At 71.0% G+C, this 19,052-nt stretch carries 19 protein-coding genes; 11 read left to right on the forward strand and 8 right to left on the reverse strand.

All coding sequences use genetic code 11. The annotated features are described in order from the left end of the window. Positions 1-659: 659 nt before the first annotated feature. The 4 genes from ACIA5C_RS40780 to ACIA5C_RS40795 all read right to left on the reverse strand — a co-directional run bounded on the left by ACIA5C_RS40780 (position 660) and on the right by ACIA5C_RS40795 (position 4,461). A complete protein-coding gene (locus tag ACIA5C_RS40780) occupies positions 660-1,199 on the reverse strand; it encodes a DUF488 family protein (RefSeq protein ID WP_396065107.1) in 540 nt (179 codons plus the stop codon). A gap of 9 nt (positions 1,200-1,208) precedes the next feature. Then, the gene (locus ACIA5C_RS40785) at positions 1,209-1,892 is read right to left on the reverse strand and encodes a hypothetical protein (RefSeq protein ID WP_396065110.1); all 684 of its coding nucleotides are present in this window, start codon (positions 1,890-1,892) and stop codon (positions 1,209-1,211) included. 387 nt (positions 1,893-2,279) lie between these two features. Next, the gene (locus ACIA5C_RS40790) at positions 2,280-3,281 is read right to left on the reverse strand and encodes a sugar phosphate isomerase/epimerase family protein (RefSeq protein WP_396065113.1); all 1,002 of its coding nucleotides are present in this window, start codon (positions 3,279-3,281) and stop codon (positions 2,280-2,282) included. A gap of 10 nt (positions 3,282-3,291) precedes the next feature. Beyond that, positions 3,292-4,461 carry a Gfo/Idh/MocA family protein gene (locus ACIA5C_RS40795; protein ID WP_396065115.1) on the reverse strand — a complete coding sequence of 390 codons (1,170 nt, stop codon included), beginning with the start codon at positions 4,459-4,461 and terminating at the stop codon, positions 3,292-3,294. Between the two features lie 84 nt (positions 4,462-4,545). Here ACIA5C_RS40795 and ACIA5C_RS40800 point away from each other — a divergent pair, with 84 nt between their 5' ends. Next, positions 4,546-5,541 (forward strand): LacI family DNA-binding transcriptional regulator, encoded by a 996-nt coding sequence (locus tag ACIA5C_RS40800; protein ID WP_396065118.1) that lies wholly within the window; start codon positions 4,546-4,548, stop codon positions 5,539-5,541. A gap of 168 nt (positions 5,542-5,709) precedes the next feature. On the opposite strand, the gene ACIA5C_RS40805 is transcribed toward ACIA5C_RS40800, so the two are convergent. Genes ACIA5C_RS40805 through paaI form a run of 4 tightly spaced genes read right to left on the reverse strand, consistent with a single transcriptional unit; the run spans position 5,710 to position 9,262 of the window. Next, positions 5,710-6,945 (reverse strand): glycoside hydrolase family 3 N-terminal domain-containing protein, encoded by a 1,236-nt coding sequence (locus ACIA5C_RS40805; protein ID WP_396065121.1) that lies wholly within the window; start codon positions 6,943-6,945, stop codon positions 5,710-5,712. 33 nt (positions 6,946-6,978) lie between these two features. After that, positions 6,979-8,283 carry a phenylacetate--CoA ligase PaaK gene (gene paaK, locus ACIA5C_RS40810; protein ID WP_396065124.1) on the reverse strand — a complete coding sequence of 435 codons (1,305 nt, stop codon included), beginning with the start codon at positions 8,281-8,283 and terminating at the stop codon, positions 6,979-6,981. Positions 8,284-8,297: 14 nt separating this feature from the next. Then, the gene (locus ACIA5C_RS40815) at positions 8,298-8,885 is read right to left on the reverse strand and encodes a TetR/AcrR family transcriptional regulator (RefSeq protein WP_396065128.1); all 588 of its coding nucleotides are present in this window, start codon (positions 8,883-8,885) and stop codon (positions 8,298-8,300) included. After that, on the reverse strand, positions 8,882-9,262 hold the full coding sequence (gene paaI, locus ACIA5C_RS40820; protein ID WP_396065266.1) for a hydroxyphenylacetyl-CoA thioesterase PaaI: 381 nt from the start codon (positions 9,260-9,262) through the stop codon (positions 8,882-8,884). Before paaI ends, ACIA5C_RS40815 begins: the two co-directional genes overlap by 4 nt. 104 nt (positions 9,263-9,366) lie before the next feature. Between paaI and paaN the strand changes: the two genes are divergently transcribed. The 10 genes from paaN to ACIA5C_RS40870 all read left to right on the forward strand — a co-directional run bounded on the left by paaN (position 9,367) and on the right by ACIA5C_RS40870 (position 19,014). Then, positions 9,367-11,058: a phenylacetic acid degradation protein PaaN gene (gene paaN, locus ACIA5C_RS40825; protein ID WP_396065130.1), complete on the forward strand. Its 1,692-nt coding sequence runs from the start codon at positions 9,367-9,369 to the stop codon at positions 11,056-11,058. Further along, the gene (locus ACIA5C_RS40830; protein ID WP_396065133.1) at positions 11,051-12,253 is read left to right on the forward strand and encodes a thiolase family protein; all 1,203 of its coding nucleotides are present in this window, start codon (positions 11,051-11,053) and stop codon (positions 12,251-12,253) included. Before paaN ends, ACIA5C_RS40830 begins: the two co-directional genes overlap by 8 nt. Continuing rightward, the gene (locus ACIA5C_RS40835; protein ID WP_396065136.1) at positions 12,250-12,984 is read left to right on the forward strand and encodes an enoyl-CoA hydratase/isomerase family protein; all 735 of its coding nucleotides are present in this window, start codon (positions 12,250-12,252) and stop codon (positions 12,982-12,984) included. The genes ACIA5C_RS40830 and ACIA5C_RS40835 overlap by 4 nt, the downstream gene beginning before the upstream one ends. 860 nt (positions 12,985-13,844) lie before the next feature. Next, on the forward strand, positions 13,845-14,696 hold the full coding sequence (locus ACIA5C_RS40840; RefSeq protein ID WP_396065138.1) for a 3-hydroxyacyl-CoA dehydrogenase family protein: 852 nt from the start codon (positions 13,845-13,847) through the stop codon (positions 14,694-14,696). Then, the gene (gene paaA / locus ACIA5C_RS40845; protein WP_396065140.1) at positions 14,693-15,634 is read left to right on the forward strand and encodes a 1,2-phenylacetyl-CoA epoxidase subunit PaaA; all 942 of its coding nucleotides are present in this window, start codon (positions 14,693-14,695) and stop codon (positions 15,632-15,634) included. Before ACIA5C_RS40840 ends, paaA begins: the two co-directional genes overlap by 4 nt. Further along, positions 15,631-15,927 carry a 1,2-phenylacetyl-CoA epoxidase subunit PaaB gene (gene paaB, locus ACIA5C_RS40850; RefSeq protein WP_396065142.1) on the forward strand — a complete coding sequence of 99 codons (297 nt, stop codon included), beginning with the start codon at positions 15,631-15,633 and terminating at the stop codon, positions 15,925-15,927. Before paaA ends, paaB begins: the two co-directional genes overlap by 4 nt. 7 nt (positions 15,928-15,934) lie before the next feature. After that, a complete protein-coding gene (gene paaC / locus ACIA5C_RS40855; RefSeq protein WP_396065144.1) occupies positions 15,935-16,807 on the forward strand; it encodes a 1,2-phenylacetyl-CoA epoxidase subunit PaaC in 873 nt (290 codons plus the stop codon). Continuing rightward, the gene (gene paaD / locus ACIA5C_RS40860) at positions 16,801-17,292 is read left to right on the forward strand and encodes a 1,2-phenylacetyl-CoA epoxidase subunit PaaD (RefSeq protein WP_396065268.1); all 492 of its coding nucleotides are present in this window, start codon (positions 16,801-16,803) and stop codon (positions 17,290-17,292) included. Before paaC ends, paaD begins: the two co-directional genes overlap by 7 nt. Before the next feature lies 1 nt (position 17,293). Further along, on the forward strand, positions 17,294-18,340 hold the full coding sequence (gene paaE, locus ACIA5C_RS40865) for a 1,2-phenylacetyl-CoA epoxidase subunit PaaE (RefSeq protein ID WP_396065146.1): 1,047 nt from the start codon (positions 17,294-17,296) through the stop codon (positions 18,338-18,340). Positions 18,341-18,540: 200 nt separating this feature from the next. Then, the gene (locus ACIA5C_RS40870) at positions 18,541-19,014 is read left to right on the forward strand and encodes a DUF732 domain-containing protein (RefSeq protein ID WP_396065148.1); all 474 of its coding nucleotides are present in this window, start codon (positions 18,541-18,543) and stop codon (positions 19,012-19,014) included. The last annotated feature ends 38 nt before the right edge of the window (positions 19,015-19,052 follow it).

The following is a 19,052-nucleotide window of genomic DNA, read 5'->3' on the forward strand; positions in this document are numbered from 1 at the left end:
CCGCGGCCCGGCTGCCTCGCCGCGGCCCGGCTGCCTCGCCGCGGCCCGGCTGCCTCGCCGCGACCCGGCCGCGCTTGGCCGGCAGGTCATCGACCGGGTCGGCGGGGGGACGTGCTGGTAGACAACGCGGGCGCCGGCTTCGGGTCGCCATTCAGCTCGTCGCAGACGTCGAAGAACACACCGGGCCACGCCGCGCTTCTTCAGAGCCTGGCTCAGGTTTGCGCTGATGCCGGGTCCCGTTCGGGTCGGTTTATGTAGGGCTGGTCTTGTTGTGAGCCGATCTTGTTCCGGTCGGTTTTGCATTTGCGCCCGGCATTATTTCGGCCTCGTTGTTGCGGCTGGGCTTGTTGCGATCCGGTCTGGTTACGGCCTGGTCTTGCTGCGGCGTGGTTGGGCTGCGGCCCGATTCGGTTACCGCCCCATCTTGCTGCAGCGTGGCTTGGCTGCGGCCCGGTCTTGCTGCATGGTCGGGCTGCGGTCCGGTCTTGCTGCAGCGTGGTTGGGCTGCGGTCCCGTCTTGTTGCGGCCCGCGTTGTTGCGGTCAGGTCTGGTTGTCGTCCGGTGTTGCAGCGGTCCGGTGTTGCAGCGGTCCGGTGTTGCAGCGGTCCGGTGTTGCTGCGGCCCGGCCTTTGGCGGCCTGGTCTTCGGGTTAGGGGCGGTCAGAGGCCGGGGAGCGCGGGCTGGGCGTCGTAGACGGGCCAGCCGGCGTCGTCCGGGCGGACTCCGGTGGTCAGGCGGTGGGGCTGCCGGACGCCGGGCTCCAGCAGGTGGTCGACCGTCGCGCCGCGCAGGACCAGGGCGTCGGCGATCAGCATGCGGTGGCAGTGCCACCACAGGGTTTCGGCGCACATGACGGCCTGCAGTTCCGTCGCCGCCGTGGTGATCAGGTCGTCGACCGCGGCGCGGAACTCGGGGGTATCCATGTGGTCGGCGTAGGCGGCGAACGACGCGTTGCGCAGCGCGGTGTGCCGGGAGCCCGGGTGTCCCTGCCGCCGGCCGCCAAGGATTTCGCCTTGCCAGACGTACTTGGGGCCGGCCCCTTGCACGGCCGCCTCCAGGGCGTCGCGGCCGAACTGCGGGTGGCGCCGCGATCCGGGGAACCGGCGTACGTCGACCAGCGTGTCCACCCGGGCCTCGCCAACGGTCGCGAGGAACGTCTCGATCGGGCGGGCGCCGTGGCCCACCGTACAAACGCGCACCGGGCGACCCTACCCGGCTATGGCCGAGGGATCCGTGTAGCGGTAGTCGACGGAGAAGAAGCCACGGATCGGGTCGCAACGGACAGTGGAGGTGATCGGCATGCTCCGGCCGATATCAGCGGTGTCCAGGCTGATCGTGACGGTGTCGTCGTCGTGCTGGTTCGGGTCGTAGACCCGGAACGTCAGCCACGAGCCGGCGCGTTCGTACCCGTACACCAGCACCTGATGGCAGCGGCCGAGAGCGCCCGGGTTGCGCGACCGCACCGTGACCAGGCCGAGCGAAGCGAGCTGGTTCCGGTCGATGCTGGCGATGATCCGGGGGATCTGGTCCCGGATCGTCCTGCGAGCGAGCCCGGACCGCACACGGGTGTCGTGGTCGTGGGTGTTGGCCCAGTAGTAGTACCTCAGCACCCCGGAAGGGATGGAGAAGCTGGCCAGCAGGCGAGAGGCGATGTATTGGAACAGAGGCGTGCCGGCGGCGGGCACGTCGGTCCGGGCGGGCGGCGGCAGGCCCGCGATGTACAGGTCGGCGACCGTGAACGCCATGCCGCCGCACAACCCACCGCCTGCATCGCCGACAGGCACGCCACCCAGGATCGGAACCTTGAACACGTACGCCGGGGTGCGGGGCGGCCAGTGATTGTCGAAGTGAAGACCGTTCACGCTCGGCCGGAAGTCCTTCACCAGCGTCATCGTCCCTCACCTCCTTGCGCCGACTGATGCTCGATCCTGGGAGGCGCTCCCGCCGTCGTACTCGAGCGATCGTCCGACGAAGGTTCCGCACCCGTAGGGTTCCGCTTTCACGATGACACGAGGCAGCTCCCGCCCACCACGGAACTATGCGGCCGCCCGGCGAGACCGGCCACAGTCGCCTGCATCGACGCGTACCAGGCAAAGGCCGGCTCGATGCCGGTCGCAGCGGCGAACGCCGCTGTCCGCGCGGGTCGCCGAGGACGGCCAGGAAATGTCAGCCGGTCAGGGCGAAGACGCGGCCGGCGGACGCAGGGAACCGTCCCGGGTTGGCCGCGCTGACGACCTTGGCGATGTTCGCCGCGGACAGCGCGCCCCGCCGGACGCCGCTCACACGCCTGCCTTCTCTCCCGCTGCGATCAGCTGCTGGGCCGCGAACCGCAGGCCCTCGATCTGGTCGAGTTCCGTGTCCTCGTGCTCGATGTTGACCGCCATCTCGGCGTCGACCGCGTGGAGCGCCTGCAGGAACGGCACCCAGAACTCGTCGCCATGCCCGCGGCCGACGGCCACGAACTGCCAGGACGGGCGGTCGGGCCACTGGTTGAGCGTGTTGTGGCCGCCCAGGTTGACGGGGTTTTGTGAGGCCGGCGTCCGAGTGAACCGATCGTCGAGCACCCCGAAGAGGCGCACGTTGTCCTCGTTGATGCGGGTGTCCTTGGCGGCGGCGTGGAAGACCAGGTCGCCCAGGTGTTCGATCGCCGCGACGGGGTCGATGCCCTGCCAGAACAGATGGCTGGGATCCATCTCGGCGCCGACGTGGGTAGCGTTGGTCTGCTCGACCAGACGCTGCAGCGTGGGCGGGTTGAACACCAGGTTGTGCGGGTGCATCTCGATGCAGACCTTGACGTCGGCGGCGGCCGCCCGGGCCTGGATGTCCTTCCAGAACGGGACCGCCACCTCGTTCCACTGGTGGTCGAGGACGTCGAGCCACTGGCTGTCCCACGGGTTGACCACCCAGTTGGCGGCCGTGGCGCCGGGGTGGCCGCCAGGCAGGCCCGACATGGTGACCACGCGCTTGACCCCGAGCAGAGCCGCGACTTCGATGGTGCGGCGCAGGTCGTCGGCGTGCTTCGGGCCGACCAGCGGGTCGGGGTTGAGCGGGTTGCCGTTGACGTTGAGGCCGGTCAGCGTGATGCCGGCCTGGGCGAATCGGCCCAGGTAGTCTTCCCGGGCTCCGCTGCCGGCCAGGATGTCGTCGATCGGGATGTGCGGTGCGGCGATGAAGCCACCCGTGTTGATCTCGGCGCTCGTCAGGCCGAGCTCGCCGAGGATCTTCAGCGTCTCGTCGAGGGAGCGGTGGTGCAGACAGGCGGTGTACGCGCCGAGTTTCATGAACGACTCCTCAGAGCAGGACGGGCTTGTCGGTGGCGGACACGACCGCCTCGAGGACGCGCAGGTTGTGCAGGCCGTGGGCCATGTCGGGGCACAGCGGCAGGGAAGAGGTGCCGGCGATCTGGTCGAGGAACGCCCGCGCCTGATAGACGAAGAAGTCGTTCTGCCCGTGGCCGACGGTCGGGAAGTCCATCGGGATGCCCTGGGCGACATAGGGATGCCAGGGGCCGACGAAGACGGTGCGGACTCCCGTGGTCTCGATCGGCGCGGTGCCGTCCACGATGGTGAACTCGGCCGGGCGGGTCATCTCGAACGAGGCCGTGCCGCGCTCGCAGAAGACCGTGAACTTGAGCGTGTTGGCGTGCCCGTAGGCCACCCGGGACAGCGAGAAGGTGCCCAGCGCGCCGTTCGCATAGCTGGTCGTGAAGGTGCAGACGTCCTCGTTTTCGACCGGTAGGCGCTCCTCGCTGAGCTCCACTCCGCCGGCGTGGCCCATCGCCACGCCGAGCGCGCGCGGACGGTCCTCGACCAGGGTCGCCATCGCCGCGCCCTGCACGCCCGTGGTCTCGCCGCAGAAGAACTCGGCCAGGTCGACCAGGTGGCTGCCGATGTCGGCCAGCACCCCCGAGCCGGGACCGCCCTGATAGCGCCAGCTCATCGGCCGCTGCGGGTCACACCCGTAGTCGCACCAGTAGTCGCCGACGAAGCTGCGCACCGGACCGAGTGCCGACTCGACCTGCTGCCTGATCGCGTTGATCGCGGGGGAGCGGCGGAAGGTGAAGCCGACCGCATTGACCTGTCCGGGCGCGGCGGCGGCCGCGTCGACCATGGACTGGGCGTCGGTGACGCTCGGGGCGAGCGGTTTTTCGCAGAGCACGTGCTTGCCGGCCGCCAGCGCCGCCTCGACGATCTCGCGGTGCAGGTTGTTGGCGACCGCCACGCTGACCGCGTCGATGTCGGGCGCTTCGATCACCGCGCGCCAGTCGGTCTCGGCGCGCTCGAAACCGTAGCGCGCGGCGGCGTCGGCCGCGAACGGCTCATGAAGATCGGCGATGGCGACCAGGCGAGGGGCCTGTCGGTCGAGGGAGAAGACGGTGGAGGCGTTGCGGTAGGCGTTGGCGTGGGCGCGGCCGACCATGCCGGCGCCGATGACCGCTACGCCGATCGGGGAGTGAGTCATGAGGTGAACCTCCAAACGCCTTAAAGCGCTTTAAGTCCCTGTACTATCCAAGTCGATCTCGATTGATGTCAAGGGGGTGGCGACGTGGATCAACGACCGCGTCTGGAGGACGTGGCCGCCCGGGTCGGCGTCTCGACCGCCTCCGTGTCGCTCGTGCTGCGCGGGGTGCCGGGCCCGAGCACCGAGACCCGCGAAAAGGTGCTGGCCGCCGCGGCTGAGCTGGGCTATCGTCCCGACCGTACGGCCAGCCTGCTCGCCCGCCGCCGCCGTCACCTGCTCGGCGTGATGCTCGACGTGCTCAACCCGTTCCACGCCGAGCTGGTCGAGGAGATCCACGTCGAGGCGAGCAGCAAGGGCTATGAGGTCGTACTGGCCACGCTCACCCGCGACCGCGACGAGGACCGCGCGATCGAGACCCTGCTCGACTTCCGCTGCGAGGCGCTGATACTGCTCGGCACCGACGCGTCCGAGGAACGTCTCGACGCCCTGGCCACCCAGGCACCGTGCATTGTGGTCGGTCGCACCGCCGGCCGGGCGGCGGTCGACGCGGTCCGCTCGGCCGACGACGTCGGCGTCGACGCCGCCCTCGATCATCTGATCGGTCTCGGTCACCGGCGGATCGCGTTCGTCGACGGCGGGTCCGGCGAGGTGGCCAACGCGCGGCGCCGGGGTTATCGACGGGGGATGCGCCGCGCCGGTCTCGAACCGCAGGTGCTGCGGGGCGACCACACCGAGGCCGGCGGCATCCGTGCCGGGCGGCGGCTGGCGTCGGCCGACGACCGGCCTACGGCCGTCATGGCCTCCAACGACCGCCTTGCGGTCGGGCTGATGGATGCGTTTCTACGGTCCGGCATCGAGGTGCCCAAGGCCGTTTCGGTTATCGGGTACGACGATTCCACGCTCGCCCGGCTGGCCCACATCGACCTGACCTCGGTCAACCAGGATGCCCCGTCCCAGGCGCGGCAGGCCGTGCTCGCCGCGGTCACCCGCCTGGACGGCGGCCGCACCACCCGCGAAGAGATCGTGCTGGTGCCCCACCTGGTAGTCCGCGGCTCCACCGCCCCGCCCCCGGTCGTCTAGCTAGGGCGATCCGCAGAGCACTGGATCGGCCGCTCCCGCCTGATGCTTACTTTCTGCGGATCGCGCGGCGCCGTCGATCGCCTGGCCCGGGTGGCAACCCGGCGCCCCGGGCAGGCTCGGCGCCCCGGGCAGGTCTGGCGAACCGGCAGGTTTAGCAGCCCGGCAGGTTCAGCCGCAGCGCAGGATGCCGACTTTTTCCTTGGCCCGCAGCACGTGGGTGGCGGCGTCGGTCAGGCGCTGTTTGAAGGCGGGGTCGTGCTGCGCCTTCGCCATCAGTGCGTCGGCCATCGGTGCGGCGTCCGACGGTTTGATCGAGAGGACTACGTCGCCGCCGGCGGCCACGAAGCGTACGGCTCTCTGACCCGCCGGCGTGCCGGCGACCGCGACCGCGGCGCCCAGGTCGTCCGACAGGACCAGGCCCTGGAAGCCGAGTTTGCCGCGCAGCAAGCCGGTGATGATCTTCGACGAGAAGGCGGCGACGTTCTTGGAGTCGAGGCGCGGATAGGACGCCGAGGAGATCATTACGCCCGCCGATCCCGCCTCGATGCCCGCCGCGAAGGGCTGCAGATATGGGTCGTTGTCGTCCGCGGTGGAATCGACCGCCTTGGACGAGACGTCGGTGTTGGCGTGCACGCGGCCCAGGCCCGGGAAGTGTTTGAGAACGGTCATCACGCCGGCGTCCTGAGACGCGCGCACGACCGTACGGATCGAGGCCGCGACCTTCTTCGGATCGGAACCGAACTGCCGGTCGAAGCCGCCGATCGGCGGGTTGCCGTCGCCCAGACCGGCCGGGACCGTGTCGGCGACCGGCGCGAGGTCGATCGTGACGCCGATGTCGGCCAGCCGGTGGGCGCTGTCGGCGGTGGTGTCGCGGATCGTGCCGGTCGACTCGCCGCCCAGCTTGAGCGCGGACGGCAGGCGCGGGAAGTCGGTTCCCTTGAGGGTCTGCACCTGGCCGCCCTCCTGATCCAGCGAGATCAGCAGCGGGACCTTGGCCCGTTTCTGCAGGCCGGCGATACCGGAGCTCAGCTGCGACGCCGCTTCGGTGCTGCGGCCGTGCAGGAAGACGCCGCCCAGGTGGTAGCGCGCGACGGTGTCGCCGAGGCCGCTCGGGGCGTCGACCGCGGTGCCGATCATCAGCGCCTGACCGGCTCTTTCGAACAGCGACATCGCGTCGACCGTCTGCGTGACACAGTCGGCCGGTGGCGCGGCCGACGACGGCGGCGGTGCCGACGGAGACGGCACTGAGCTGGTAGAGACAGCGCTCGATGCCGGGGCCGCAACCGGCTTCGGATCGTCGCTGCTGCCGCCGATCCGCGAGACACCGAGGGCCGCCGCCACGATCACCACCAGGGCGCCGCCGATCCACCATCGCCATTTGTCAACTGCCGTCCGGATCGTCATCGGGGCACACGCTACTGGGTCGGCGCACCCGGTCTACGACCGGCGGAGGTCGACTATTCGGCGCATCTTGCCCATCGACCGCTCGACACCGTCGGGTTGTATAACCTCCACGCGTACGGAAACTCCGATGTTGTTCTTGATCGCAGTGGCCAGATCGTGGCCCGCCGCCTCGGCCCCCTCGGGGTCGATGCCGGAGCGGCGCTCGACCTTGACCGTGAGCGCGTCGAGACGCCCGTCGCGGCTGAGCACGCACTGGAAATGCGGCGCGAGGGCCGGAGTGCGCAGGATCAGCTCCTCGATCTGGGTCGGGAAGAGATTGACCCCGCGCAGGATGATCATGTCGTCGCTGCGGCCGGTGATCTTCTCGATGCGCCGCATCGGACGCGCGGTGCCGGGCAGCAGCCGGGTGAGGTCGCGAGTGCGATAGCGTACGACCGGCATCGCCTGCTTGGTCAGTGAGGTGAAGACCAGCTCGCCGATCTCGCCGTCCGGCAGCACCTCGCCGGTCGCCGGGTCGATGATCTCCGGGTAGAAGTGGTCCTCCCAGATGTGCAGGCCGTCCTTCGTCTCGATGCACTCGTTGGCCACGCCCGGGCCCATCACCTCGGACAGGCCGTAGATGTCGAGCGCGTGCATGTCGAGCCGCGTCTCGATCTCGGTGCGCAGATCCTGCGTCCAGGGTTCGGCGCCGAAGATGCCGACCTGCAGCGACGTCGCCCGCGGATCGGCGCCCTGGCGTTCCATCTCGTCGACGATCGCCAGCATGTAACTCGGCGTGACCATGATGATCTCGGGCTCGAAGTCGCGTATCAGCATCACCTGCCGCTCGGTCATGCCGCCCGACACGGGTATGACCGTGCACCCGAGCTCCTCGGCGCCGTAGTGTGCGCCCAGCCCGCCGGTGAACAGCCCGTAACCGTAGGCGACGTGCACCCGATCACCCGGCCGGCCACCCGAGGCACGGATCGAGCGGGCCATCAGGCGGGCCCAGGTCTTCAGGTCGTCGCGGGTGTATCCGACCACGGTCGGGCGCCCGGTGGTGCCGGACGAGGCGTGCACCCGCGCGATCTGCTCGCGCGGCACCGCGAACATGCCGAACGGGTAGTTGCCCCGCAGCACCGCCTTGTCGGTGAACGGGAACTTGGCCAGATCGCCGAGTTCGCGCAGGTCGTCGGGGTGCACCTGCTGCTCGTCGAACAACTTGCGGTAGGGCGCGACGTTGTCGTAGGCGTGCCGCAGCGACCAGCGCAGCCGCTCCAGCTGGAGCGCGCGCAGCTCGTCGATCGAGGCACGCTCGATCGGTTCCAGATCTTCCGGCCGGGGGACCCGGTTGTGCATGGGTGACTCCTTAACTACACGCGCAGTCCTTCAAAAGCGATCGTGGCGACCGCGTCGGCCATGGCCTGCGCGCTGCCGCGACGCGGGCGGTACCACTCGGTGAGCGAGTTGACCATGCCGAACAGGAGGCGGGCGGCGGTCGCCGGATCGACGTCGGGGCGCACCGAGCCCTCGGCCTGGGCCTGCTTGACGAGATCGGTGACGATCCCGTCGAAGACCCGCCGCCGGGCGACCGCATGCTGCTCGACGGCCGTGTTGCCACGCACGCGCAGCAGCAGGGTGACGAACTCGAAGCGTTCGTCGAGCACGAGCACGCTGCGCCGCATCAGCTGCTCGAGCCTCTCGATCGCCGGCCCGCCGAGGGACTTCACATCTTCGGCCGCCTCGAAAAGCCCGTCCAGCGCCCGATCCACCGCCATCTGCAGCAAGTGCTCTTTGCCGTTGATGTGGTGGTAGACGCTCGATTTCGTGATGCCGAGGGACTCGGCGATGTCGAACATGCTCGTGGCGTCATAACCGTGCTCGTTGAACAGCCGCACGGCCGCGTTGAGGACGGCATCCTGGTCATGACCGGGCCGGCCGCGTCTGCGGGGGGCGCTCATGGCTTCTTTTCCACCGCGAGCTGCCGGCTCCGCCCACGGAACTCGGCGACTACGTCGCCATCGCAGGTCACGGTCACGTCATAGATCCCGCTGCGACCTTTGGTCGCTCTTTCCTGCGCGTACGCGGTGAGCAGGTCGCCCTCGCGCGTCGCTGCCAGGAAGGAGATGTCGGCCCCGGCCGCTACCGTCACCGGGCCATGGCTGTTGCAGGCGCACGCGAACGCGGTGTCGGCGAGGAGGAAGACGAACCCACCATGCGTCATCCCGTGTCCGTTGACCATCTCGGCGGTCACCCGCATCCGCACGGTGGCCTGCCCGTCCCCGGCCTCGAGCAGCTCGATGCCGAGCGACCTGGACGCGGTGTCCCGGTCGAACATCGCGTGCGCCGAGCCGATGAAGCGTGCCACGCTTCCTCCCCGGGGTTGATTACCGACCGAACGGACGGTAGATAATGAAGACAGCCAACCGCAATGGAGCGCAGATGACAACCCCCGCCGAGTTGTTCCAGACGCATCGCGAGCTCATCGATCGCGCGACGCAGGCCGCCGCCGACCGTGACTACTGGTCCGCCTTCCCCGAGTCGCCGAGCAAGTCGGTCTACGGCGAGGAGGCGGCGCCCGCCGGCGAGCAGGCGTTCACCGCGCTGCTCGGCAAGACGTTCCCGATCGACGTGCCGGGCGCCTCCGGCACGGTGTCGACCGAGCGCTCGCCGTTCGGCCTCGAGCTCGGCGTCAGCTACCCCAGGGCCGACCCGCTCGCGCTGGTCGCGGCCGCCCGCGCCGCCACTCCCGGCTGGCGCGCCGTCGGTCCCGAGGGCCGCGCCGGCGTGGCGGTCGAGATCATCAAGCGCATCAACGGCCGCATCTACGAGATGGCCCATGCCGTGCAGCACACGAGTGGTCAGGCCTTCGTCATGGCGTTCCAGGCCGGTGGCGCGCACGCTCAGGATCGCGCGCTCGAAGCGGTCGCCTACGCGTTCGCCGCCGCCACCCGTCTGCCCGGCAAGGCCGACTGGGCCAAGCCGCAGCGCGGCACCGACCCGCTGAGCCTGGCCAAGACCAGCACGGTCGTCGGCCGGGGCGTCGGCCTGGTCATCGGGTGCACCACGTTCCCCACCTGGAACAGCTACCCCGGCCTGTTCGCCAGCCTGGTCACCGGCAACCCCGTGATCGTCAAGCCGCACCCGGGCGCGATCCTGCCGCTCGCCATCACCGTCCAGATCGCCCGCGAGGTGCTGACCGAGGCCGGGCTCAACCCCGACGTGGTCACGCTCGCGGTCGAGGAGCCCGGCGATGGCATCGCGGCCACCCTGGCCACCCACCCCGACGTGCGCATCGTCGACTTCACCGGCTCCAGCGAGTTCGGCAACTGGCTGGAGGCCAACGCGCGCCAGGCCGTGGTCTACACCGAGAAGTCGGGGCTCAACACGGTCATCGTCGACTCGACCGACGACTACAAGGGCATGCTGCGCAACCTGGCCTTCTCGCTCTCGCTCTACAGCGGCCAGATGTGCACGACCCCGCAAAACCTGATGATCCCGTCGGGCGGCATCGAGACCGACGCCGGGCACCGCAGCGTCGAGGAGTTCGGCGCCGACCTCGCCACGGCCCTCGACAAGCTGCTCGGCGACCCGAAACGGGCGGCCGGCACCCTCGGGGCGATCGTCAACGACGGCGTGCTGAGCCGCCTCGCCGAGGCCGGCACGTCGGCCACCGTGGTGCACCCGTCGGCCGAGGTCGCCGACGAGCAGTGGCCCGGCGCGACCATCCGCACCCCGGTCGTCGTGCGTCTCGACGCGGCCGACGACAAGACCTATACGCGTGAGTGGTTCGGCCCGGTCTCGTTCCTCATCGAGACGGCGTCGACCGACGACAGCCTGCGGATCTTCGTGGAGACCGTGCGTGCGCACGGCGCCCTGACCGCCGCGGTCTACTCGTCCTCGCCCGAGGTGATCGAGGCCGCCCGCGAGGCCGCCCTCGACGCGGGCGTCCACCTCTCGGAAAATCTCAACGGCGGCGTCTTCGTCAACCAGACGGCGGCCTTCAGCGACCTTCACGGCACCGGGGCCAACCCGGCCGCCACCGCCTCGCTCACCGACGACTACTTCGTCTCCGGCCGCTTCTTCACCCTGCAGTCGCGCCACCACGTCCCGGCTGGTCAATCACATGCCTGAGGCGTTCCTCGTCGGTGGCGTCCGCACCCCGCAGGGGAAGTACGGCGGAGCGCTCGCCGGCGTGCGCCCCGACGACCTCGCGGCGCTGGTCGTCCGCGAGGCCGTCGCCCGGGCCGGTGTGCCCGGCGACGCGATCGACGAGGTGGTGCTCGGCGCCGCCAACCAGGCCGGTGAAGACAACCGCAACGTCGCCCGCATGGCCGTGCTCCTGGCCGGCCTGCCCGACACTGTCCCGGGCTACACGGTCAACCGCCTGTGCGCGAGCGGCCTGACCGCGATCGCCTCGGCGGCAAGCGCCGTACGGGTGGGGGAGGCCGACCTGGTCGTGGCCGGTGGCGTCGAGTCGATGACCCGCGCGCCCTGGGTGATGCAGAAGCCCGGCACGCCGTGGGCCCGCCCCGGCGAGGTCGTCGACACGTCACTCGGCTGGCGCTTCACCAACCCCCGGTTCAAGGAGCACGACCGGACCGCCGGCCACACCCCGGACGACCGCCGGGTCACGCTCAGCATGGGCGAGACCGCCGAAGAGGTCGCCACCCTCGACGGCATCACCCGCGAGGAGAGCGACGCGTTCGCGCTGCGCAGCCACCAGCGGGCGATCGCCGCGATCGACGCCGGCCGCTTCGCTCCCGAGATCGTCGGGGTCGGCGAAACGACCGCCGACGAGATCCCCCGCCGAGGCTCAACCCTGGAAAAGCTGGCCGGTCTGAAGCCGGTCTTCCGCCCCGGCGGTGTCGTCACGGCCGCTTCCTCGTCGCCGCTCTCCGACGGCGCGGCCGCCTTGATCGTGGCCAGCGGCGAGGCCGTGGAGCGCTACGGGCTGACCCCGCGCGCCCGCATCGTCACCTCGGCCAGCGCCGGCGTGCCACCCCACCTCATGGGCCTCGGCCCGGTCCCCGCCACCGAGAAGGCGCTGGCCCGCGCCGGCTGGAGTGTCGGCGACCTCGACGCGGTCGAGCTCAACGAGGCCTTCGCCGTACAGTCTCTGGCCGTCATCCGCCGCCTGAAGCTCGACGACGGCCGGGTCAACGCCGACGGCGGCGCCATCGCCCTGGGCCACCCGCTCGGCTGCTCCGGCGCCCGCATCACCGTCACCCTGCTCGGCCGCATGGAACGCGAGTCCGCCCGCCGCGGCCTCGCCACCCTCTGCGTCGGCGCCGGCCAGGGCGTCGCCATGCTTTTGGAACGCCCGTGACCGGCACGCTCGTGGTTGAGGAAACCGACGACCGGGTGGTCGTCACGCTGCGGCGTCCGGAGGCCCGCAACGCGATCAATGCGGCCATGGTGCGCGAGCTGCACGAGGTGTGTGCGGCCGTGGAGCAGCAGCCGCGGTTGCTGCTGATCACCGGGGCCGGCGGCACGTTCGCGGCCGGGGCCGACATCGGCGAATTGCGGGAGCGCGGCCGCGACCAGGCGTTGCAGGGCATCAACAGCCGCCTGTTCGACCGCATCGCCCGGCTGCCGCTGCCGACGGTGGCCGCAGTGGACGGTTATGCGCTCGGCGGCGGCGCGGAGCTGACCTACGCGTGCGACATCCGGCTGGCGTCGCCGGCCGCCGTCTTCGGCAACCCCGAGCCCGGCCTGGGCATCCTGGCCGCGGCCGGCGCGACCTGGCGGCTGCGCGACCTGGTCGGCGCCTCGGTCGCCAAACAGGTGTTGCTGGCCGGCCGCCGCCTCGACGCCGAGGAGGCGCACCGGCTCGGCCTGGTCGCCGAGGTGGCCCCGGCCGACGAGCTCCTCAAGCGGGCGCACGCGCTGCTCGACCGCATGGCCCGATCGGGCCCGCTCGCCCTGCGCCTGACCAAGCTGGTCACCGACGCGCCGGGCGGCCACCCCCTGACCGACGACCTGGCCCAGGCCATCCTCTTCGAGTCCGACGACAAGCGCACCCGCATGGACACATTCCTCTCCGGAGGCCGCCAGTGACGACATTCCCGACCCCGCCGGTTCCTGCAGCACTCACCCCGCTTGTCGGAGCGCTTCCAACCTTGGCGGCTGCGGCCGATGCGCTGGCAACTCCGGCAAGAAGCTCGGCCACGGCCGGGTCTCCCGCGCCCGCGTCGGCCTGGTCCGGTGGCACGCCCGGTGGGCCGGAGCCGGCTGGGCCGGCCATCGCGTCTGTTTTGGCGGGGGCCGTGGCGCCCGGGTGGGGCAGCGCGTCCGCTGGTGCCGAGGCGGTTGAGTCGCTGGTCGTTGCGGGCGGGTCTGGCGGCGCCTCTGGTGGTGTGGAGCCCGGGTCGGCGGTCCTGTCTGCGTCTGGTGCGGCGGTCGTGCCGAGGGGGTCTGGCGGCGCCTCCGGTGGTCTGGAGCTCATTGGGCCGACCGTCCTGCCTGCGTCTGGTGCGGGTGTCGTGCCAAGGGGGTCAGGCGGCGCCTCCGGCCGTGTGGAGTTGGCTAGGTCGGCCATCGTGTCTGCGTCCGGCGAGGGGGTCGTGCCGACAGGGTCTGGCCGCGCGTCGGGTGATGCGGAGCCGGTTGGGTCCGCCGGGCTTTCCGCATCTGTTGCGGGGGTCGGCCCGGCGGGGTCTGGCAGAGCGGGTAGTGGCGGGCCGGCTGGGTTGGCCACGCCGTTTGCTGCCGGCGTGTCCAGCACCCCTGATAGGTCGGAGCCGGCTGCATCGACCGGGCCGGCTGATTCTGTGGCGGGCTCTGAGTCGGTCGATGCGGCGAAGCCGGCGGCCTCAGCTGGGTCGGCGTCCTCGCCTGCGTCGCCTGCGTCGGCGTCCTCGCCTGCGTCGGCGGCCTCAACGGCCTCGGCGGCCTCGGCGGCGTCGGGGGCGTCGGCTGTGCCCAAGATTGTCGGGGTGGTTGGTGGTGGGCGGATGGGGGCCGGGATTGCGCAGGTGTTCGCCGTTGCCGGGGCGGTGGTGTGCCTGGTCGAGCAGGATCGGGCGGCTGCGATCGCGTCGCGGGACCGGGTTGCCATGGGGCTGTTGCGGGCCGGGGAGAAGGGCAAGCTGAGCGAGTCGCCGGACGCCGTGCTCGAGCGGCTTGTGCTGATCGACGATGTCAGCGGGCTGCCGGCCGACGCCGACCTTGTGGTCGAGGCGGTGCCGGAAGATGCGGCGCTGAAGGTGCGGGTGCTGGCCGCGGCCGAGCGGTCGGTCGGTGAGGGGACGGTGCTGGCGACCAACACCAGTTCACTTTCGGTCGCCGGCCTGGCCGAGGGGTTGCAGAGGCCCGAGCGGTTCCTGGGCATGCATTTTTTCAACCCGGTGCCGGCCAGCGCGCTGGTCGAGATCGTCGTCGGGCCGCGTACGGACGGAAGCGCGCGCGAAGCGGCGCGTGCGTGGGTCGCCGGGCTGGGTAAGACGGAAGTTGTTGTCCGTGACTCGCCGGGGTTTGCGACCAGCCGCCTCGGCGTGCTGCTCGGGCTGGAGGCGATCCGCATGCTGGAAGAGGGCGTGGCCGACGCCGCGGCGATCGACCGTGCGATGGAGCTGGGCTATCGGCACCCGATGGGTCCGCTGCGCTCCACCGACCTGGTCGGCCTCGACGTGCGGCTCGCGATCGCCGAGCACCTGCATCGTGAGCTGGGGGAACGGTTCGCACCGCCGCGGCTGCTGCGCGACAAGGTGGCCCGCGGTGAGCTGGGCCGCAAGACCGGTATCGGGTTCTTCACCTGGGAGGCGTCATGACCGACCTCGCGACCGGCGAGCGCACGTTCGCCGAGACGATCGAGAAGGACCAGCGGGTCGAGCCGCGCGACTGGATGCCGGACGGCTACCGCAAGACGATGATCCGGCAGATCGCGCAGCACGCGCACTCCGAGATCATCGGCATGCAGCCGGAAGGGGCCTGGATCACCCGGGCGCCCTCGCTGCGCCGCAAGGCGATCCTGCTCGCCAAGGTGCAGGACGAGGCCGGGCACGGGCTCTACCTGTACTCGGCGGCCGAGACGCTCGGCGTCGACCGGGGTGACCTCACCCGGCGGCTGATCGAAGGACGGCAGAAATACTCCTCGATCTTCAACTACCCGACGCTCTCGTTCGCCGACGTCGGCGTGATCGGCTGGCTGGTCGACGGCGCCGCGATCTGCAACCAGGTGCCGCTGTGCCGCAGCTCCTACGGGCCGTACGCGCGGGCGATGATCCGCATCTGCAAGGAGGAGTCCTTCCATCAGCGGCAGGGCTACGAGCTGCTGATGACCATGATGCGCGGCAGCGACGAGCAGCGCGACATGGTGCAGGACGCGGTCAACCGCTGGTGGTGGCCGTCGCTGATGATGTTCGGGCCGCCCGACGCCGACTCGCCGAACAGCGCGCAGTCGATGGCCTGGCGGATCAAGCGGCACAGCAACGACGACCTGCGGCAGCGGTTCGTCGACATGAGCGTGCCGCAGGCCGAGGGGCTCGGTGTGAGCCTGCCCGACTCGGCGCTGAGGTGGAACGCCGAGCGGGAGCACTACGACTTCGGTGAGATCGACTGGGTCGAGTTCAAGAAGGTCGTCGCCGGCAGCGGGCCGCTGAACCGGGAACGGATCGCGCACCGCAAGCGCGCCGACGACGAGGGAGCCTGGGTGCGCGAGGCCGCCGCCGCGCACGCGCGCAAACAGCGGGAAGGAGCTCACCGATGAGCGACGAGATCAAGCACGAGTGGCCGCTGTTCGAAGTGTTCGTGCGGGCCAAGCGGGGACTCAACCACGTGCACGTCGGCTCCCTGCGAGCGGCCGACCACCAGATGGCGCTGCACCACGCCCGCGACCTGTACACGCGGCGCAACGAGGGCGTGAGCATCTGGGTCGTGCGCTCCGACGACGTGGTGTCGTCCGGGCCGGACGACAAGGACGCGTTCTTCGCGCCGAGCGGCGACAAGATGTACCGCCACCCGACGTACTACTCCATCCCCGACTCCGTTCCGCACATCTGAGGCGGCCATGTCCTTCGACGACGCGTACGAAGCGCTGACCGATCACGACGACGATGCGCGCTGGGCGTACGGGACGGGGTTCTCCGACCCGATGGCCGGGGTGCCGACCGAAGTGCCTTCCGATGTGGACCGGGGCGACCTGGTGACGTACTGCTTGATGCTCGGCGACGACGCGCTGATCATGTCGCATCGGCTGCAGCAGTGGGTGACCCGCGCGCCCGAGCTGGAGGACGAGCTGGCGATCGCCAACATCGCGCTCGACCTCCTCGGGCAGGCGCGGCTGCTGTTCACCCGGGCCGGCGAGGTCGAAGGGGCCGGGCGAGGCGAGGACGCGCTGGCCTACCTGCGCGACCCGGGCGAGTTCCGGCACGTTGCGCTGGCCGAGTGGGAGGACGCCGACTTCGCGCAGCTCGTGGCCCGGTTGCTGATCTTCTCGACGTGGAAGCTGGCGCTGTTCGACCGGCTCGCGGGATCGCAGGACCCGGTGCTGGCGGCGATCGCGGCCAAGGGCGTGAAGGAGGTGACCTACCACCGCGAGTACGCGGCCCAGTGGGTCGTCCGCCTCGGCGACGGCACCGAACTGTCGCACGACCGGATGCAGGCCGGGCTCGAGGCGGTCTGGCCGTTGACGGCCGGGCTTTTCGAGCCGCACGAGATCGAGTCACGCCTGGCCGCGGTCGGTGTCGCGGTCGACCCGCGCGAGCCGAAGGCCGAGTTCGAGGCCGTCGTCGATCAGGTCCTGGCGGCGGCCACGCTGCAGCACCCGGTCCTCGGTGGCGGCGCTCCGGGCGGGCGCGACGGCGTGCACGGGAAAGAGCTGGTCGCGATCCTCGAGGAGATGCAGGGGCTCGCGCGGGGTCTGCCGGGGAGCACCTGGTGAGCGCGGCCGACGTGGTGGGCACGGTCACCGACCCGGAACTGCCGATGCTGACGCTCGGCGACCTCGGGATCGTGCGGGACGTCCGGGAGGACGAGGAGGGCGTGGTCGTGACGATCACGCCGACGTACTCGGGGTGCCCGGCCATGGAGACGATCCGCGACGACATCGTGGGGGCGCTGCACACGGCCGGGTTTGTGCGGGCCCACGTGCGTACGGTCCTCGCCCCGGCCTGGAGCAGCGACTGGATCTCGGAGGCCGGGCGGGCGAAGCTCGCCGCGGCGGGCATCTCGCCGCCCGGGCCGGCGCCGCGCCGGGCGAGCGGGCCGATCCCGCTGATGCTGGGCGCCCGGGCGGAGATCGTGGTCTGCCCCCACTGCGGGCATCGCGAGACCGAGCGGATCGCCGCGTTCAGCGCGACCGCCTGCCGTGAGCTTCGGCGCTGCCCCGAGTGCCGGGAACCGTTCGAGCACGTGAAGGAGATCTGAGGTGGCGGTGCGCGGGTTCCACGAGCTGCGGGTCGCCGCGGTCGAGAGGTTGTGCGGCGACGCGGTCGCGGTCACGTTCGACGTGCCGGACGAGTTGGCGGCAGTGTTCGACTTTCGGCCGGGGCAGTCGCTGACCGTGCGGAAAGCCGACGAGCGGCGGTCCTATTCGATCTGCGCGCCGGCCGGGGCGCGGCCGCGGATCGGCGTCCGCGAGGTGCCCGGCGGGCTGGTGTCCGGCTGGCTGGTCAACGAGGTGCGGGCCGGCGACCGGGTCGAGGTGGCGCCGCCGTCGGGCACGTTCACGCCCGACCTTGAGGCGGGCGGGCGGCACGTGATGATCGCGGCGGGCTCCGGGATCACCCCGCTGCTCTCCATCGCGGCGTCGCTGTTGCGCAATGCGAAAGCGCAGGTCAGCATCCTGTACGGCAACCGGCGCGCCGAGACGGTGATGTTCGCCGACGAGCTGGCCGATTTGAAGGACGCCCACCCGTCGCGGCTGGAACTGGTGCATCTGCTGTCCCGGGAGGCCCGCGAGGTCGACCTGCTCAGCGGTCGGCTCGACGCGGACAAACTGCGCACCCTGCTGCCGCTGCTGCTCGACGTCGCCGGCGTCGAGCACTGGTGGCTGTGCGGGCCGTTCGGCATGGTCACCGACGCGACCGAGGTGCTGAGCGAGGCCGGCGTGCCGCCCGAGCGGATCCACCGGGAGCTGTTCTGGGTCGACGAGGCGCCGCCCGAGCCGGTCCGCTCGGAAGATGCGCCGGCCGGGCCGGGCAGCGAGGTCACCGTGGTGCTCGACGGCCGGTCCACCGTCGTGACCGTCCCCGAGGGGGCGACGGTGCTGGAAGGGGCGCAGCGGTCGCGGCCGGACCTGCCGTTCGCGTGCAAGGGGGGCGTCTGCGGCACGTGCCGGGCCCGGCTGGTCGAGGGTGAGGTGACGATGCGGCGGAATTTCGCGCTGGAGCCGAGCGAGTTGGCGGCGGGCTTCGTCCTGACCTGCCAGTCCACGCCGATCTCCGACCGGGTGACCGTCACCTTCGACGACTGAGCGACCGGCCGCGGCCCCGACGCGGGCAGTGCGTGGCGGCGCTGCGGGCGGCGCTCCGAAGGGGTGCGGGCAGCCAAGGGCGCCGGCGGGGATGCGCGGCGGCGGCCGGTGGGGAGCGTGTTCACCCGCGCGGGTTCGGTCATCACCCGGGGGTGGGCGCGGCAAGGTTGGGGGCGGTTGTTGCAGCCTAGGGTCGGCGTGTGCCTTTCGCCCGTATTGCTACCGTTGCCGCCTTAGGCCTGCTTGTCGGGCTTGCCGGCTGCGGTCATGAGCCGAGAACCGAGACCGTGGTTGCGCCTGCGGCTGCTGCTACCGGCGTACCGCGGGAAGCCGCAAGCGGCGAACCTGCCCTGGCCGCCGAATCGCCGGCGCCGCAGGCGGCGGTGCCGGAGAAGCCGGCGCCGAAGAAGAAGCCGGCGGCGAAGGCTGACCCGGCCGTGATCGGTGGTGCCGCCCTTGATCGGTTCGTGGCGGCCGTGCAGCAAAGGTTGCCGGAAGTCGCCCTCGACCGAAGGGACGAGGAGGTGGAGGACCTCGGCGAGCAGGCCTGCGACGCGCTGAAAGGGGGCCGGAGCGCGACCGCTGCGGCCGGTGGGGTCGTCGAGCAGGGAGTGACGCCGGCTGATGCCCGGATGCTGGTCGGGCTGGCCAAAGACAATCTCTGCCGGACCTGACGGGAGTCGGCCGAAAGGCGGAGGCCGGGGGCCGGAGT

The organism is Actinoplanes sp. NPDC051343 (assembly GCF_044455125.1).
Classification (GTDB): Bacteria; Actinomycetota; Actinomycetes; order Mycobacteriales; family Micromonosporaceae; genus Actinoplanes.